The 16,876-nt window shown below is 42.0% G+C and carries 14 protein-coding genes; 6 read left to right on the top strand and 8 right to left on the bottom strand.

What is annotated here, in order from left to right; all coding sequences use genetic code 11:
* Positions 1–53: 53 nt before the first annotated feature.
* On the bottom strand, positions 54–1,040 hold the full coding sequence (locus tag ACHOLT_RS11465; protein ID WP_425800733.1) for an ABC transporter substrate-binding protein: 987 nt from the start codon (positions 1,038–1,040) through the stop codon (positions 54–56).
* A 208-nt stretch (positions 1,041–1,248) separates the two neighbouring features.
* On the opposite strand from ACHOLT_RS11465, the gene ACHOLT_RS11460 reads away from it, so the two are divergent.
* From ACHOLT_RS11460 to ACHOLT_RS11450, 3 genes are read left to right on the top strand one after another with little or no spacing between them, the layout of a single operon-like run.
* On the top strand, positions 1,249–1,971 hold the full coding sequence (locus ACHOLT_RS11460) for a (Fe-S)-binding protein (protein WP_425800731.1): 723 nt from the start codon (positions 1,249–1,251) through the stop codon (positions 1,969–1,971).
* Between the two features lie 2 nt (positions 1,972–1,973).
* Complete coding sequence (locus tag ACHOLT_RS11455; protein WP_425800729.1) at positions 1,974–3,425, top strand: LutB/LldF family L-lactate oxidation iron-sulfur protein; 1,452 nt, start codon at positions 1,974–1,976, stop codon at positions 3,423–3,425.
* Positions 3,422–4,105, top strand: coding sequence for a LutC/YkgG family protein (locus ACHOLT_RS11450; RefSeq protein ID WP_425800727.1), 684 nt, complete (start codon positions 3,422–3,424; stop codon positions 4,103–4,105). The genes ACHOLT_RS11455 and ACHOLT_RS11450 overlap by 4 nt, the downstream gene beginning before the upstream one ends.
* 339 nt (positions 4,106–4,444) lie before the next feature.
* Here ACHOLT_RS11450 and ltrA read toward each other — a convergent pair whose 3' ends face one another.
* Complete coding sequence (ltrA, locus tag ACHOLT_RS11445) at positions 4,445–5,764, bottom strand: group II intron reverse transcriptase/maturase (protein WP_425800725.1); 1,320 nt, start codon at positions 5,762–5,764, stop codon at positions 4,445–4,447.
* A gap of 1,010 nt (positions 5,765–6,774) precedes the next feature.
* Between ltrA and ACHOLT_RS11440 the strand changes: the two genes are divergently transcribed.
* Entirely contained in the window at positions 6,775–7,374 is a 600-nt protein-coding gene (locus ACHOLT_RS11440; RefSeq protein ID WP_425800723.1) for a hypothetical protein, read from the top strand.
* 146 nt (positions 7,375–7,520) lie between these two features.
* Here the strand turns inward: ACHOLT_RS11440 and splB are convergent, their stop codons facing one another.
* Both splB and ACHOLT_RS11430 read right to left on the bottom strand, forming a co-directional pair.
* Entirely contained in the window at positions 7,521–8,561 is a 1,041-nt protein-coding gene (splB, locus tag ACHOLT_RS11435) for a spore photoproduct lyase (RefSeq protein WP_425800721.1), read from the bottom strand.
* A gap of 29 nt (positions 8,562–8,590) precedes the next feature.
* Entirely contained in the window at positions 8,591–9,172 is a 582-nt protein-coding gene (locus tag ACHOLT_RS11430; RefSeq protein WP_425800719.1) for a hypothetical protein, read from the bottom strand.
* Positions 9,173–9,392: 220 nt separating this feature from the next.
* Here ACHOLT_RS11430 and ACHOLT_RS11425 point away from each other — a divergent pair, with 220 nt between their 5' ends.
* A complete protein-coding gene (locus tag ACHOLT_RS11425; RefSeq protein WP_425800717.1) occupies positions 9,393–9,605 on the top strand; it encodes a DUF1657 domain-containing protein in 213 nt (70 codons plus the stop codon).
* Between the two features lie 85 nt (positions 9,606–9,690).
* On the opposite strand, the gene ACHOLT_RS11420 is transcribed toward ACHOLT_RS11425, so the two are convergent.
* Together ACHOLT_RS11420 and ACHOLT_RS11415 are read right to left on the bottom strand one after the other, a co-directional pair.
* A complete protein-coding gene (locus tag ACHOLT_RS11420; protein WP_425800715.1) occupies positions 9,691–10,071 on the bottom strand; it encodes a DUF4363 family protein in 381 nt (126 codons plus the stop codon).
* A gap of 18 nt (positions 10,072–10,089) precedes the next feature.
* Entirely contained in the window at positions 10,090–10,767 is a 678-nt protein-coding gene (locus ACHOLT_RS11415; RefSeq protein WP_425800713.1) for a DUF421 domain-containing protein, read from the bottom strand.
* Positions 10,768–10,961: 194 nt separating this feature from the next.
* Here ACHOLT_RS11415 and asnB point away from each other — a divergent pair, with 194 nt between their 5' ends.
* Positions 10,962–12,848 (top strand): asparagine synthase (glutamine-hydrolyzing), encoded by a 1,887-nt coding sequence (gene asnB / locus ACHOLT_RS11410; RefSeq protein WP_425800711.1) that lies wholly within the window; start codon positions 10,962–10,964, stop codon positions 12,846–12,848.
* 89 nt (positions 12,849–12,937) lie between these two features.
* Here the strand turns inward: asnB and ACHOLT_RS11405 are convergent, their stop codons facing one another.
* Both ACHOLT_RS11405 and ACHOLT_RS11400 read right to left on the bottom strand, forming a co-directional pair.
* On the bottom strand, positions 12,938–15,103 hold the full coding sequence (locus ACHOLT_RS11405; protein ID WP_425800709.1) for an EAL domain-containing protein: 2,166 nt from the start codon (positions 15,101–15,103) through the stop codon (positions 12,938–12,940).
* Positions 15,104–15,322: 219 nt separating this feature from the next.
* On the bottom strand, positions 15,323–16,639 hold the full coding sequence (locus ACHOLT_RS11400) for a hemolysin family protein (RefSeq protein WP_425808024.1): 1,317 nt from the start codon (positions 16,637–16,639) through the stop codon (positions 15,323–15,325).
* Positions 16,640–16,876: the final 237 nt, after the last annotated feature.

The raw sequence follows: 16,876 nt of genomic DNA, 5'->3' as shown, positions 1-16,876 counted from the left end.
TCTCCTTTAAGCTTACTTTCCTTCAGCTTGATGGCCTGTCTTTAGCTATAGGCCTACTGCTTAGGCAACAAGCTAGGATCGACAAGCTCTTGATAGCTATACGCCTTCGTGATCAGTTTCTTATCTTCCATCCATTTCATAACACTGTTCACTTCATCCTCGGTCGGCAGCTGAAGCTTGGAAAAAGTGGTTATCTTGTATGTATCTTTAATGGGTTCAGGAATCTGGTTCTTTTCGAGGAACAGTGCGCGATACTGCTCAGGGTTTTTCGTTAAGGCTTGTCCCGCTTCACCATAGGCACTTACAACGGCCTTAATTCCCGCTGGATTATCTTGAATGCTTTTGGTCCGGAAAAGCAACACGGTTTGCGATATATTCCGATAAGTGTCATCCATAATCAAATGAGCACCCTTTGCTTGAGCTAACGCTGCAAGAGGATCCGGCAAAACGGCAGCCTGGATTTGATCGGATAAAAGCATATCCATCCGTACCGGTGTTTTCGGAACCGAAACCTTCTTGACATCGCCGGCAGAAACACCTTTGTCTTTAAGCATTTGATCTGTCACATAATCAATAATCGTATTTTCAGAAATACCCAAAGAAGCTCCTTTGAGATCCGCGGGATTCTTGATCGTTGACTTAGGTGAAGAAAGCAGTGCGAAACGTCCTTCCTGTGGTGTAGTTCCTAAGCCAATCGAGGCAATCTTGACGTCAGTTCCTATTTTTTTCAACAGTGCGACCGCTAACAAATCGGCAACCTCACCATCAATTTGACCGGCCTGAAGGGCAGCATCCCTCTCTTGAGCGCTTGCGAAGTTGATGAGCTGAACTTCTACTCCATCTTTCGTAAATAGACCGTCTTTTTCAGCAACAGAAAACGGAAAATTATCTTCAATCGGTTGAACTCCGATTTTTACGGGTTTCGCCTGCGCAGCTGGTGTTTGGGAAGCGGAAGGTGTTTGTGCCGAACCACACCCTGTTGCGAATAGAGAAAAACTGAGCAATAAGCCCATCATTTTTAGAATTAAATTCTTCTTCATCTTTTGCACTCCTAATCTTGATTCGTTTTTGGAACAATCTTTACTATTTTCGACAGAAATTATGAGATTCCTTTTCAGTTCTTTCTGCTATGCTCGAAAATGATCTTTGACAAATAATTCTAAAGTAACCAAGCCATACTAAAGTATGCTTATATTCGGTTAATTTTACACTCCGCCTCAATATGTCATTTGAAGGGATTGTGAAGGAATGAAAATCTCTCTATTTATTACGTGTTTAGGAAACGTGCTCTATCCTGATTTAGGTGTCACGATGGCCAAAATCTTTACCCGTTTAGGTCATACAGTCGACTTTCCCGACAAGCAGGCTTGCTGCGGTCAAATTTCATTCAATTCCGGCTATATGGAAGATACGCGGATTGTGGCCCGCAACCTGATTGATGCGTTCGCAGGAAGTGAAGTCGTAGTTGCACCAAGCGGCTCTTGCATTGGCATGATCCATCATCATTATCCCAAACTATTCGAAAACGATCCTCTATATCTTCGTAAAGCCAATGACCTAATCCATAAAAGTCATGAGTTTTCCCAGTTTCTCGTCAACGTCCTTAAAACACCCGATCTAGGCGCTCGCTATCAGGCAAAGGTCACATATCATCCCTCATGTCATGCCACGCGGCTGATGGGTATTCGGGAGGAACCTTTAACTCTTCTCGAACACATTCAAGGGGTTGAAGTGGTTCCCTTACCTGAAGCCCAACTGTGCTGCGGTTTTGGCGGGACTTTTTCCATTAAGATGCCCGTAATATCTGAAGCCATGGTTCAAGAAAAAGCCCAGCATGTGCTTGAATCCGGCGCCGATATACTTACGGGTCTTGATATGGGATGCCTCATGAATATTTCCGGATATCTCGAAAAACAGGGCCATCCAATACCTGCGATGCATGTGATTCAATTGCTTGGGAAGGGGATATAGCAATGCCAGAGTCTAAATCTTACGATATGAATAAAGCTCTCGATAAAGCTCTCAAGGACGACTTTTTACGGATGGCCACCCGCCGGGCGACAGACCGCTTGCGTCATCAAAAGCTGAATGCCGTCAATCAACTCGGTGACTGGGAAGAATGGCGTCAAGCCGGTGAAAAAATTCGGAATTATGTGATTCTTAACCTTGATTATTATTTAAAACAGCTTATTGAAAATGTCGAAAAAAACGGCGGTCACGTCCATCTGGCGAAAACACCGCAGGACGCTGTTAACGTCGTTCAAGAGATATACCGAAAGCATAAGGCTAAGCTCATCCTTAAATCCAAGTCGATGATTTCCGAAGAAATTCATTTAAACCCTGCTATCGAAAAAGACGGGGTTGAAGTCGTCGAAACCGATCTTGGCGAATATATTATGCAAATTGCCCAAGAACCTCCCTCACATATCATTGTCCCTGCAATGCATAAAAACCGGGATCAAATTGCCAAACTCTTTGAACCTATTGCAGGACACCCCTTAACCTCAGATACTCCAACCCTTACAAAATTTGTGCGCGGCAAAATGCGGGAAAAATTTCTGAAGGGTGAAATTGGAATCTCCGGCTGCAACTTTGCTGTTGCCGAAACAGGCACAATCGCCATGGTTACAAATGAGGGAAACGGCCGAATGGTCAGTACCCTGCCGAAAGTTCAAATTACGCTCATGGGTATGGAAAGAATCGTTCCCTCGTTTAAAGAGCTCGCAGTTGTTCTTAATCTTCTCGCTCGCAGCGCAACAGGGCAGCGTTTATCTGCTTATACTACGCTTTATACTCCCCCTCGACGCGAAGGAGATACTGACGGTCCCGAAGAGTGGCATCTTGTCATCCTTGACCACAACCGCTCCGAAATTCTTGGAGATCCGGATTTTCGCGACTCCTTACGCTGTATCCGCTGTGGTGCGTGTTTTAATGTATGCCCCGTTTACCGGCAAGTTGGCGGACATGCTTATGGTTCCGTTTATGCCGGGCCTATCGGTGTCGTTATCACCCCTCTGCTCGAGCAGAATTATGATACATGGGGACATCTACCCTATTTCTCCTCTTTATGTGCTGCCTGTTCCGAAGCCTGTCCCGTTCGAATTCCGCTCATGGATTTAATTGTCAAGCATCGGGATCGCAAGGTGGCAACAGGACATACTCCCGTAATTGAGCATCGAGCTTTCCGTGCTTACAGTTATTTCTTTACTCACCCCAGAGTTCTCCGTCATTTTGTGCATGTGGGAGTTCGAATGCAGCGGGCGTTGATGCGCCGCGGCCGGATCGTTATGGGACCTCCGCCTCTTTCCAATTGGTTAAGGAGTCGCTATATGTCCCCGCTTCCTCGTGAAACCTTTCAGGATATCTGGCCAAAGTTGGAGAAACATCTGAAGGAAATTGAACTGCAGCGAGGTGAACAAAAATGACCAACTCATCTGATTTTATCGCCCGCTTGGCAGATAAACTGGGACGGCCTACTCCGACCTCAGTTGAACCTATCGAGGTTAAAGTTCCCATCCATCAACTTAACAGCATAGAAGAACGCATGGAAACTCTGCTCGCTAATTGGGACGCGCTTGGCGGGAAAGGAAGTAAAGCTAAAACTCCAGAAGAAGCAGCTAATACTCTCAAGGAGTGGTTCAATGATCTCAATCCTCAAGTGTTAAAGGATAACACAATGATTATATGGGGAGATTTACCTGATTTTGCTAAAGCCACACTTGCAAAGCTGCATTGGGTCCCCCAATCTTTCCCGGATATTTCTATTGACCGTTCAGTGCGAATTAAAACAGCGGCAGATGCTCAGTTAGGAATCACTAGTGCTGATTTCGGGATCACTCAAGCTGCTACGCTTGTTCTCATGAGCAATTCCCGTCGGGGACGTTCCGTAAGCCTCCTTCCGCCCCGCCATTTAGCATTTCTTGCGGCTTCGAAGATCAAAGATGATTTGTCTGAGGTGATGGAAGAACTTCTTTCTCTGGAAACCCCGCCTGCTGCAATCGAGTTCATCTCAGGTCCCAGCCGAACCTCAGATATTGAGATGGATCTCTCCATTGGAGTTCATGGTCCTATCGAAGTGTATTTGGTGATTATGGCCGATCAGTAAAATATAGTTGTTCTTACTTAATTCTGGTCATGTAGCTTCTCGCACATCCTTACCTTCGGGTGTGACTCCCTTCGCGCCGTATGGAACTTTCTCATAAGCAGGCGGCTTTGGCGAAACTCTCCACTGGACACTTTCGTGCTAAACCTCAGGGTAATACCTGATGTTAACCAGTGACTACGCTAAGCTAAAGCGCGAAACCCCTTGACAGGCTTTCGGCTGCGAGAGCCTCGTACGCTTTTCCGCACCTCGCCGGGTAGAATTGGGCGATTGCTCCCCCAAGACCCCCACAGACCCGGACGTGCGGATTTCCCGCATCCGGTTCCTCTCCTTATAGATTTGCTAAATGTAGGAATGCATTATTTTAGGCTCTGGAAGTGGCAGGTGGTGGTGAAGAAGATCTTTGAATGCATTCCAGGTTCTTTTTCCTTTTTGTGATCGTCGGTTTAACGATTTCCGCCAAATCTTTAATACTGCATGCCGAAAAGCGTTTATACTCCTGTAGTTACCACTAATTCCATAATACTGATAGTGGCCACGTAACTTCACGCATAGGATTTCATGCTGATCCCGAATGGGCAAGTGCCGATTATCCTTACACCACTTTGTGATGGCTTGTATCTTACCGCTTAGACGTTTGCTTGCCGTTTTCCGTTTGACGACCCAGTTTCCTTTCTTGTTTCGTCCCCAATAATGGGTAAAACCCAGAAAGTCGAACGTTCCTGTCTTTTCACTCGGTTTCAGGTCTTCTTTTCTCGGTCGCTTGAACGCCACTAAGCGTGTTTTCTCCGGATGCACGGTTAGTCCAAACTTGGCATACCGTTTGGGGAGAACCTCCAGTACCCGCCTTGCGTCCTCTTCATCTTTAAATCCTACGATGAGATCATCGGCAAAACGTACCATGAATGTCTTGGCTTTCATTCGGGGTTTGACTGTTGTTTCAAACCAAACATCCATCACATAATGGAGATAGATATTACTCAGCAACGGCGATATGACACCGCCCTGCGGGGATCCCGATTCTGGATAACTCACTTGACCTTGTTCTTGTACTCCTGCATTTAACCACTTGCCTATGAGCCTTGTAATGACTCCATCATTTACCCGTTGCCGAAGCATTTCTCGGATCTGGGCATGGTCTATGGTGTCAAAATACTTTCGTATGTCCACATCCAATATCCATCCGCCTTTTATATCCATGGTTTCTCTCCATATGACTTCGAGTGCCTGGTGCTGTGACCTTCCTGGTCGAAACCCGAACGAACTCTCCATAAAGTCTTGCTCATAAATCGGTTCCAACAGCATGCATACTGCTCTCTGTAGAACTTTATCTTCCAGCGTGGGTATGCCGATGGGTCTCAGCTCGCCTCCTTGTCCTTTTGGAATGTAAGCTCTCTTGACAGCCGGTGCTTTATAACGTCCTGACTTCGCTCTTTCCAATAGATCCTTAAGATTCTTTTGCAGATTATCCTCATATTCTTTAGCTGTCATTCCGTCTATTCCGGCGGTTCCTGTTTTCCGGGTCTGTCTGTAGGCTTCTTCGAGCCATTCCACATCCATGTGATACGCTAGCGATGTGAATGCCATTTCAGGGGACTGCTTCGCCAATTGTGCTATTCGTTGTTGTTTCGTGTACACCGTACTGAATTCCGATGCCTTCATGGTGTTTCCTCCCAACGAGTCCATAGTGAGATGCACGCCCTTCCCTCCACAGGATCCTCTCGGGTGAGTTCTCCTCCTTCTTCGGTACTATGGCGGCTCTACGACGACTGTTTTCGCTTCCCGCCGCACTTCGTTTCCTTCGCTTGGCGGTACCCTCTTTGTTCTCATGTTTTGCTCTTCCCACGATTGAGAACCCTCTCTGGGAAGCCTGGAGTTGTTATCCCGTATCCCCGCCGGGTATTGAAGATGGACTGAACAGTCCTCCCAGGTTTCTGGGGAACCTCTTGTACATTTGCTCTGCTCTTGGACCCCGGTCGGACATGGGTACCAGGTCTTACAGTACCTCTGTGCTGCTCCCGCCTTCGCGACAACGAAAGCTCCAACGAATAGAACGGTTTCGAGGCTCGATCACACAGCTTTTGCACTCGCTGTCTACGCTTCACGCTAGAAATCGCTTCCTAACATGCAAGACTCACTTCCGGTTGTTGACCAACTTTACCGGGCAGGTCACTTCCTCCCTGCTAGGTTCCTACCAAAGGTTTCAGCCTAACGGCTTTCCCCCTTTACCAGACTTATCCTGGCGCAACGCGAAATCGTTTGCTTCTGTGCGATATAGGAGACTCGTTTAGAGTTGAGGTACTAACTTAAGCCTTAGTCGACTTATCCTCGAAAGGGAGAAGCTACGCTTACGGGTCTATGTGTATTCAAGTAAATTTAAGGATGTGGCTTTTCTAACGTGAACTGCCACATCCTTTTCTATCTTAAACTATCGGGTGAGCGGAAATAAAAACAAGACTCATCCTACTGGAAAAAAGTAATTAAATATAAGTATGCTATGTAAATTATATCGTGAAATACCAAGTGACTTGGGGTGTAAATTTTTAAGAAAGGACTAGAAACTAATGTTATAATTGTCATATATATGAATCGTTTGATGGAAAGCTTATTATTAGATATATTCTAAAATAGTAAAAACCACTTTTCCCTTAGACCTTATTGGGGGGATTAATTTGAGTTCAAAACGAATTAAACTGTACACGTTTGTATTTATTCTAGGAGCAACATTATTATTTAGTTGGTTCTGGACAGAAGGTTATGGAATTAGTCCAAAATACCAATATGGAAATACTGAGGAAAAAGCCCTTAATTTTTGGTACAAAAGGGGATTATCAAATATAGGTGTATCTAAAATAATATCTGTCGTAGATATTCAAAAAGATAAAAAATTAATTATTTATAAAAGTAATAAAAATGAATTATGGAGTGGATTAGTTAGAAAAAGATGGAATAATAAATGGATAGTAATAGAGCAAGGAGGAGGAGTTCCCTTATTTGATAATGAGGAAAACAAAGAACGTGTACTCGACTGGAAATGGCATAATATGAATGAATTTGGTCTTACACTTGGTGTTATTAATAAATTGAATGTTGACAAGGTTCTCGTAGATGGTAAAGATGCTGTTATTTTAAATGCTGATGATGAGAAAGTCTGGTATTTTATTGACCAAACAGGTTCTTCTTATGTTGATAATAAACCCATCCTAGATATTAAGGCATTTGATGAAAACGATAATTTAATTTACAGTTACAAAGATAATCTGGGTAGGTAAACTTTCTTACGCGGTAAAGCTACAAGATATAAAAATACTAAGGTTTAAGTCGTAGACAACCACAAAAGATTTGTGGTTGTTTTTTGCTAAATGAACCCTCTTCAATCTGTTAATTCACCGCTTACATTTTTTATCTTATCTTTTTCTTAGATAAAGTACTCTATCTTCGCTCCAGGGAAATATTTTTCTGTCATTTCTAGAGCGAATTCTTTCATTTCGGCCATCTCTTCGGGGCGGTAAATATACTTGCCATAACCGAACTGACCGTACTTATATTTTCGCTGTTCCTCATCCATCGGCAGAGTTGTTTCCGGAAATACCTCGAGTATGTTGTTCTTAGCCCGTGTCGTATAACGGTGAGTAATCCATTCGAAGCTTAGGTTCTGGGAGGTCCAATGTTCTGGGGCCTTCTTTGCTAATTCCTCGGCTAAAGAAGAGAGAAGTACTTCATATTCCCCTCTCCACCCTTCCACACGAATCATCGGCGCAATAATAAATCCTAACGGATATCCTGCCTGCAAAACCTTTCCTGCCGCTTGAATTCTTTCTTGAGGGCGAGGAGTAGCATGTTCATAAGCCTTGACCACCGAATCGCAGTTTAGGCTAAAACGAAAACGCGTATGTCCTTCATGCTTTGCCTCAAGCAAACTGTCCACATTCGTAAATTTCGTGACAAAGCGGAAGCGAGCTTTTTCCATCTGGCCAAAAAACTCGATGACACGTTTTAAGGAGCCTGTATAATCTTCTACGGGTAAGGGATCAGAGGTTGCTGCTCCTTCAAAAATCGTAATATCAGGAAGGCGTGACTCAGTGAGTGTGCGTGCTGCAGCCAATATCTCCTCTACATTGACATAGACCCGGATATACGGTTTTTTACCGAGTGTTGTATTCAGGTAACAATACTCGCACATTCCAGGACAACTCGTAACTAATGGCAGCTGATAATGGGCTGAAGGTTTGCAGCTTTGAAACGTCTTACCTTTTCTCACCCCAATCACCAACGTATGCTTTCCTTCCCGATAAGATTGTCCCGGTGTCTTTCCGGGAATTCCCGTGACTCGATTATGTGAACCCGTTGCATCAACCAGTATCCCTAATCCGCGGAATCGTGCAACAAGATCTTTTCCCAACGGATATTCTAAAGCTTCTGGCTCATAAAATACGCGTGCAGGCAAGAATTTCTGCATTTCAATCACTTCTCTTTAGTTAAGATTAATCAATTGATCTTAACTTGATTTGCTTTAAGATAGTTGGTGATTTTATCTTTTTCCTGTACCTGAACATGAACAATCGCCTGTCCCTTTCCATCTTTGATGCCATGCCATTTGAGGAAGAGCGTTTGCTGATACTGCTTGTTAATTAATGGATCAAAATATTGAAGTATAACCACAAGATAATAAGGGGAAACATTATCAGAAGATGGACTAATTTCCTTTGGTGTTAAAGCTATAACAAGACTGGAAGATGTGTCTTTAGGAATTTCATTGACTAAATCATAGCGTTCATTATGTATAGGCTTATTTTGTAGATTCTGATCAAAAACTAAGGTTTGACTCGATAAATTTACAGCAGGATGGGCACCTACATTGGTAAATTTAAACTCGAACTGAACCCCTTCTTTTACTTCAACCTGCGGCGATTCTCTTAAGGAAAGATAAGGGCGAGCGGCCTCACGTTGAACTTTCCAGGCATTTAGGGTTACAAAAACAGTTATTAATGCTGTTAAAGCAATAATTGTTGTTCCTACTGTGGCAATAATGCTGCTCCATTTTAGGAATTTACCTTCTTTTCCGCTCATATTCCTCTCCTCATTTATTGCTGCCTTTAAACGATTAATTCTTTTTGTAAATTCATGATTCTTTATTATTGTCAGAAAATCGTTGTCCATACTTATAAATTGCCTTAAGTTTTTCAAGGTTTTTCTAATCTCTCCAAAACTTTATCCTTATAGAACAAGTGTCAAATCATATACTAAAACTGTTCTCGCAACAAAAACAAATTTTTAAGGAGGGATTCATGTGACTGTACAACAAGATATGCAAAAAGCTGTTGCCGCTGCTCAAGGCGCTTTAGGAACGTATTCTAACTTTGCATTAGCCACCCAAGATCAATCTGCAAAACAAATGTTTGAAGATATGTCCGCTGATCTTCAGCGTCATGTTGCCGTGCTGAACAGCCGTCTGCATTACCTTGAATCCAATAACGGCTTAAACTCAACCTCTCAAGGATAATTGTCTTTGCCGATCTCCTTGAGTTTCTGCACATAAAAAGGGGTTCTACTTATTTTTAGGTAGAACCCCTTTTATTTCCTTCAGTTTAAAAAACGTTGGTTAAATTAAAGGCTTCCGTATCAACAATGTGCTCAAACAATAACCGCAGGCTTGCTAACTCACTTGATGCTAATACGAAATTCTTCGCTTTTACAAATTCTTCAAGACGTTTTAAGCTAAGATCAATACTATCGATTTCCTGATGGGTGACTAGCGCACTCCAGACCTTTTTAGTATTTTCCCAATTACTCTCTATCTGTTTATATCCGCTTTCCGCCTTTTCCCATTTGCTATCTCTGACTTGATCCTCCATTTGGTCGATATACTGTTCTAAGACTGAACCCGAGGTGTTAATATAGCGATTACTCCAGCCCGCGCCAACAGCCAGAAGAATAACAAGCACGCCAACAATAACCGAGGTTCTCATCCATCCCATCTCCTCTCGCTATTTCTTTTGTTTAGCTTGAATAAAAAGATTTCCAGAGGTATCTAAACTTGCAAGCAAAACCTCGTCAATTTGCTTTAAGTTCTGTTTTTTCAGTTCATTTTGCAGCCACTGGATATCTTTATTGGCACGCTGCATATTAAGCCGATTTAGCTTCCCATCCGTGATCAATGCTGTAGGTAATCCTTCGTAAGAAGGAGACATATTAAAGTCCTCGGGGGTTGTCGGCCGTTTCAGTGATTTTGGCAAAACACTGACCTGCCCATTTGTTTCGAGTACAGCAAACTCAACATCTGCAATGTTAGGAACATTTTTAATGCGCAGTTCTTCTAACAAGTCGTTTAAATTATATCGATTTCTCTTAAGCTCTGTTTCAATGATTCTACCCCGCTCGATCAAAATCGACGGCGTTCCATTTAAGATTGCACGAGCTCGTTCACTTTTCAACTCAATTGTACTCAGCAAAATGCTGGCCAATAGAAGAACAAGGATTGGAATTATACCTGCTATTAAAGGAATCCCTACATTTTCACTGGGGATCGCAGCCAGTTCAGAAATCATAAGAATGATCACTAAGTCAAACGGTTGTAATTGCCCAATTTCCCGTTTACCCATGAGACGCAGGGCAATAACCACCAAAGCATAGAGGATAAGCGTTCTCGTAATAACGATTAACATGAAAAAGCTCCTTTCTTATCAAAAAATCAATCCTCTATTTAGCTTCTTTGGGAAGGTGAGGAAACGTATTATATTTTTCCCTCTTTTTCCTGCCTTATTCCTTGCGGTCTTCTTCACCTTTTCCCCTTTGATGGCATAATCTAAAGCATGAACTAAATGATAATCGTTATCTTCATCAAGGGGAGGAAATTGCAATGTGTGGTATTGTTGGTTGGGTAGACTGGAAAAAAAATTTACATATTCCTGAGGCTCAAGACGTTGTGTATAATATGACCCAAACTTTGATTCCGCGTGGTCCCGATGCTGAAGGATTCTGGTCCTCCGAGCATACTTCGTTCGGACACCGCCGTTTGGTTGTAGTCGATCCCGAAGGTGGACTGCAGCCTATGATACGGAAGCGCGGTGAACATAACTTCGTTTTAACCTACAACGGTGAACTTTATAATACGCCCGAACTTCGGCGCGAACTTCTTGCTCGAGGCTACCATTTTGAAGGACATTCCGACACCGAAGTTCTTCTCCTATCTTATCTTGAATGGGGTCCAGCATGCGTTGAACGGTTTAATGGGATTTTTGCCTTTGGAATTTGGGACAGCGAAAAGCAAAGCCTCTTTTTAGCGCGTGACCGCATGGGCGTAAAACCTCTCTTCTATACTGAAACCCAGGGCGGTATTCTTTTCGCCTCCGAACTCAAGGCATTATTAGTACATCCTGAGGTTCGGGCTGAAGTTGATGTTGAAGGATTATCCGAAATTCTGCTCATTGGTCCCGCACGGACACCGGGACATGGAATTTATCGAGGAATTAAAGAACTTAAACCAGCTCATAGTATGCTCTTCTCCCGCACGGGTATAAAAATCGTTCCTTATTGGGTTCTGCCTAATGAAGTTCCTTCGGATAACTTAGAAGAAGCGACGGCAAAAGTTCGAGAGATCTTTCTTGACGCGGTTAAACGCCAGTTAGTATCTGATGTTCCCCTTGGAACTCTTCTCTCAGGCGGATTAGATTCAAGTGCAATTACCGCTGTTGCAGCAGGAGCTTACTCAGAACAAAAGCTTCCGCCTTTGCAAACCTTCTCCATCGATTATGTCGATAATCAAAAATACTTCCAAGCAAACTCTTTCCAGCCCAATGCAGATGCCCCCTGGATTCAGCGTGTCTCCAGCACCTTTGGTACGGAGCATTATGATTTTCAGCTTGATACTCCCGAGCTCGTTCAAGCCCTTAGCCGTTCCACCCAGGCGCGCGATCTTCCCGGAATGGCTGATGTCGATTCTTCCCTTCAATGCTTCTCCGGCCGAATTAAAAATGTTGTAACCGTTGGCCTCTCCGGAGAGTGTGCCGACGAAGTTTTCGGAGGCTACCCCTGGTTCCATCGTCCGGAAACCTTAGGCGCTGACACCTTTCCTTGGGCAATGCAGGTTCAAAACCGGCTTCAGGTCATTGCTCCCGATCTGCTTGAAAGATTAAACCCTTCTGAATACCTGAAAAATCGCTATCAAGAGGCTCTTAAAGAAGTCCCTCATCCGGATAAATCCCTCTTTGCCGCTTCGGCTCAATCTGAAAGTGAAGCGAAAGACCACCGTATCCGCGAAGTGAGCTACCTGACGCTTACACGCTTCATGCCCACCCTCTTGGATCGTAAAGATCGCATGACCATGTCAGTTGGTTTGGAGGTTCGGGTCCCCTTCTGTGATCATCGCTTAGTTGAATATGCATGGAATCTACCGTGGGGAATTAAATCTTTCGAAGACCGTGAAAAAGGAATTCTCCGTCGTGCACTGGAAGGGGTTTTGCCGCATGATGTACTTTGGCGCAAAAAGAGTCCATACCCAAAAACACATAATCCCTCGTACTTAAAAGCCGTACGTTCCTGGCTCCTTGAAATCCTGAAAAATCCCGATTCCCCGTTACTTCCTTTAATCAATCGTTCCAATGTGATGTATCTTATCGAAATTTCCGACAAATTACCTTCCGGTCATCCCTGGTTTGGTCAGCTCATGGATATTCCCCAGCTTTTCGCTTATCTCATTCAGGTAAATCTATGGCTGGAGAATAACAACGTTCAAATTAGTTTATAGTTTGTGATACGAAAAAGGGCTGCAAATGCAGCCCCTTTCTATTTTGCTTTTGGATCTAATCACTACAAATCGGTATCTTTAACCTTTTCTTATTTAATCCCGTTTTTACCTGAACTAAAGTATTGATTTACAGACTCTGCAACAAAACCGTCCATATCAACCTTTGAATTCATATCCAGTTTCGACTGGTATTCATTCAATACTTTATGTAGAAGAAGTTGTTTGTTTTCATCAACTGTAAATTTAAATCCATATTCGTATAAATTAGAGCTTTCTTCTGTCCAAACTGGACTTCCATATACTTTGATTTCTTGCCCCATGAGTTGAGTTGTAATTTTCAAAACGATATCTTTGGCTACTGGAAATCTTACATCAGAGATGAAACATAAGCCCTCAGGTCCTATATCTTTAATCAAGACTCTTGTTGTCCCTACTTTAGCTTTATTACCCATAAATTCAAAAATAGTTAAATCAGCTTTCAACTGTTGATGGAAATGAATGCGTGAAAACTCCCTTCTTTCTTCATGCTGTTCTTTTGATAGGTTACTCACATAGTTTGGTTCACATATTTTCTTGGCTAACAGCTGCTCAAAATCAATTTTTGGCACAGGTCTGCTATAGAAATATCCTTGGCCTGTATAGCAGTTTAGATAACGGAGAAAGGATAATTGTTCTGCGTTTTCAACACCCTCAGCAACCAATTTAATCCCTAGATCGCGTGCCAGGGTAATAATTGATTTGGTTATTAAAGTACTTTTATTATTCAGCGGAATATCCCGGATAAAGGAACAATCGATTTTAAGGAAATCTATTTTAAGACGATGTAAATATGCAAAAGAAGAATAGCCTGTTCCAAAGTCATCCAATGCAACTTTTATTCCTACTGCTTGTAATGCTCTAATACTTGATTTAATACTTTTAAATTCGTGAATGAGAATACTTTCAGTAAGCTCAACAATTAAAAAGTGAGGGTCTAATTCAAATTCAGCTACTGTTTTAAGAATATTTTCTACAAAATCCTTTTCAAAAAGCTGAATACCTGAATAATTAACTGATATTTTCATGGCTGGCAACCCTTCATTTAACCATTGCCTGTAATTACGACAAACTTCTCTTAGTACCCAATTTCCGAGACTAACGATAACACCGATCTCTTCCGCAAGGGAAATAAACTCTCCAGGAGAAACCATCCCCCATTTAGGATGCTTCCAGCGAATTAATGCTTCTGCACCTATGATTTCATTAGTTCTTAGTTTAATAAAAGGTTGATAATACACTTGAAATTGTTCATTTTCAAGGGCAGCATGCAGATCATTGCGCAGCATAAATTGTTTATAACTTTCGATATTAACTTGTGAAGAAAAAATTACATACTTATTTTTACCTTCTTTTTTAGCTTGCAGCAACGCATTATAGGAGTATTTAAGTAGAGTATCTGGATCCTGTGCATCTTCAGCAAATAAACTTATCCCTATTGTAATTGAAAGATATATTTCATAAATATCCACAGTAAATGGCTTCGAGAATAAATCAATAATATCTTTGGCCATTTGTTCATATTCTTCGGCTGAGTTAAGTCTTGGCGCAATGATTCTAAAAAGGTCTCCTTCCGAGCGGCTAAAAAAAGCTTCTTCACTTAAAAAATTGCGTATTCTTTGGGCAAATTGAAGGAGCAATTGATCACCCAGCTGATACCCTAAGGCATTATTAACATGCTTAAAGCCGTCAATATCAACCTTCATCAACGCAAAGGATGTTCCTTTGTCCTTTGCTCTTTCACATTCAAGCTGAAGCTGTTGTAATAATTGATTCTGATTAGGAAGCTTTGTTACGCGATCGTAAGCGGCCATATATTCAATCTTTTGACGATCAACTACCTTTTCTGTGACATCTCTCCAGTTAATAACAATACCTTGGATAAAAGGATCAGATAATAGATTTCTAACGGTCAATTCCATATAGATGCTTTTTCCTAGTCGTGTTTGCGCAGTAACCTCTGCCGTAAAGATTTGACTTGAATCCGTTAAGGCTTGCTGAAAGCTTTGAACCACTTTTACCCTTTCCCGATCCTCAAACATGTTAAAGATACTTTTCCCGATCTCTTCCTCAGGGGTATAGCCTAAAAACTTTTCAACAGCTGGACTAATATATTGAATTTTCGCTTCAGGTGAAGCAATAACAAAAACATCACATGATTCTTGAATTAAACCCTGGAACCGTTTCAATTCCGAATAATGATCATTTTGATAAACCATATCCGCACCTCTGTTGCATATTCCATTTTGCGACGTTTTATATCATTTTTTCTATATTTTCCAGTATATCATTTTATCTCTTTTGACCTCAAGAGAATTGTCGTCCAAAGACTATTCACGGAATTTTTGTGCAATTTCAGGATTCTTAGATAAAAACAATAAGAGGTACGAATTTATATTCGTACCTCTATACCTCGATTAAGTTAAGCTGCCCAGCTATTATCCAATATCCTGAGTGTTCTTATTTTCCGAAAGAGTCTTTTTTACAGCTTTAACTCGTGTAATCCGATAACCTTTTAACTCAGAGACTTGAAAAAGAAATCCATCGAACTCGACGCTATCCCCTTTAACGGGTTTTCTTCCGAGGCGTGAAAATACATATCCTCCGATCGTTGATACTGTCTCTTCTTCCAAATCAACCTCTAGAAGCTTAGAAATGTCATCTAATAAAACCCGGCCATTGATTAAATATTCGCCTTCCTGAATCTTAATGATTTCAGAAGACTGTGCATCCTCAAATTCATCATAAATTTCTCCGACAAGCTCCTCTAAAAGATCCTCAATGGTGACCATGCCCGCTGTTCCGCCAAATTCATCGACTACCACAGCCAAGTGCGTCCGTTGGCTGCGCATTTTTTGTACAAGATGAGATATAGGCATTCCCTCTGGAACAACGAGAATATCACGCTTCACCTGAGTAATCGATGTGATATTAGGATTATCTTTTAAATTCAGTAGGTCTCTCATATGGACTAAACCAATAACATTATCTTTATTGTCGTCACAAAGAGGATAACGTGTATGCCCGTATTGTTTAACTACCTCTTCAGCTTCCTCTAAACTGTTTTCGAGAAAGATACAGACCATATCCTGACGTGGAACCATAACTTCACTGACTACACGATCAGAAAACTCGAAAACATTATCCAATAGCTTTCCTTCCATTTTGTCTAAAAAGCCGTGGCGCTGACTTGCATCGACGAGCATCCTCAACTCCTCTTCCGTATGGGCCAGATCCGCTTCATTAGCCGGTTCAATCTTAAGAAGCCGAAGCACAAAACCAGATAGACTATTTAACGCTCGTATTGCCGGATAAAATATTTTAAAAAATAATTTTATCGGACCTGCTGTTTTTAGAGCGGCAGCTTCAGCATTTTGAATAGCCAAAGATTTCGGAACCAGTTCACCCAAGACAATATGCAAAAAGGTAATCAGTATAAAAGCTATCCCTGCAGCAACAGAATGAGCGACGACTTGATCCCAACCTGTGAAACGTTTGAAAAGCGGATGAATGAGGGTCGCGATTGCAGGCTCTCCCAACCAACCTAAACCTAAGGAAGCTAGAGTAATTCCTAATTGCGTAGCTGATAAATAGGCATCGAGCTTAGAGGTGACCTCAAGTGCCAAATCGGCTTGCCTGTTACCTGTCTCCGCTAATTCAGATAAACGTGTTTTACGAACTTTGACCAGGGCAAACTCAGCAAGAACAAAAAATCCATTTAAAAAAACCAGTAATAGGGCTGCGATTAAATTAATCGCGCTCCATATAACACCTTCGATGGAAATTTCCTCCTTTTTAATACAGCTAAGGCGCCTAAGAATATTCTCTTGGCGCCTAGTAAAATCTTTAATTTATATTGATTCTAGGTAAAGGATCTTCCACGATTGATCTCGTTCTCCCTTTCAATACGCTTAATAATTATTATAAGTTTACTTTCTAGAGCAAGTCAAGTAAGAAGTGAAATATCTTTACATAGGTCAACGGAATTTAAG

The sequence above is a fragment of the Desulfitobacterium nosdiversum genome (assembly GCF_049860565.1).
Classification (GTDB): domain Bacteria; phylum Bacillota; class Desulfitobacteriia; order Desulfitobacteriales; family Desulfitobacteriaceae; genus Desulfitobacterium_A; species Desulfitobacterium_A nosdiversum.
This window is presented reverse-complemented; position numbering and strand designations above follow the sequence as displayed.

What these genes read in the sequence shown, in the direction of transcription:
- ACHOLT_RS11465 (WP_425800733.1), bottom strand. Translation starts at nt 1,040, where the DNA reads ATGAAGAAGAATTTAATTCTAAAAATGATGGGCTTATTGCTCAGTTTT.
- ACHOLT_RS11460 (WP_425800731.1), top strand. Translation starts at nt 1,249, where the DNA reads ATGAAAATCTCTCTATTTATTACGTGTTTAGGAAACGTGCTCTATCCT.
- ACHOLT_RS11455 (WP_425800729.1), top strand. Translation starts at nt 1,974, where the DNA reads ATGCCAGAGTCTAAATCTTACGATATGAATAAAGCTCTCGATAAAGCT.
- ACHOLT_RS11450 (WP_425800727.1), top strand. Translation starts at nt 3,422, where the DNA reads ATGACCAACTCATCTGATTTTATCGCCCGCTTGGCAGATAAACTGGGA.
- ltrA (WP_425800725.1), bottom strand. Translation starts at nt 5,764, where the DNA reads ATGAAGGCATCGGAATTCAGTACGGTGTACACGAAACAACAACGAATA.
- splB (WP_425800721.1), bottom strand. Translation starts at nt 8,561, where the DNA reads ATGCAGAAATTCTTGCCTGCACGCGTATTTTATGAGCCAGAAGCTTTA.
- ACHOLT_RS11430 (WP_425800719.1), bottom strand. Translation starts at nt 9,172, where the DNA reads ATGAGCGGAAAAGAAGGTAAATTCCTAAAATGGAGCAGCATTATTGCC.
- ACHOLT_RS11420 (WP_425800715.1), bottom strand. Translation starts at nt 10,071, where the DNA reads ATGAGAACCTCGGTTATTGTTGGCGTGCTTGTTATTCTTCTGGCTGTT.
- ACHOLT_RS11415 (WP_425800713.1), bottom strand. Translation starts at nt 10,767, where the DNA reads ATGTTAATCGTTATTACGAGAACGCTTATCCTCTATGCTTTGGTGGTT.
- asnB (WP_425800711.1), top strand. Translation starts at nt 10,962, where the DNA reads ATGTGTGGTATTGTTGGTTGGGTAGACTGGAAAAAAAATTTACATATT.
- ACHOLT_RS11405 (WP_425800709.1), bottom strand. Translation starts at nt 15,103, where the DNA reads ATGGTTTATCAAAATGATCATTATTCGGAATTGAAACGGTTCCAGGGT.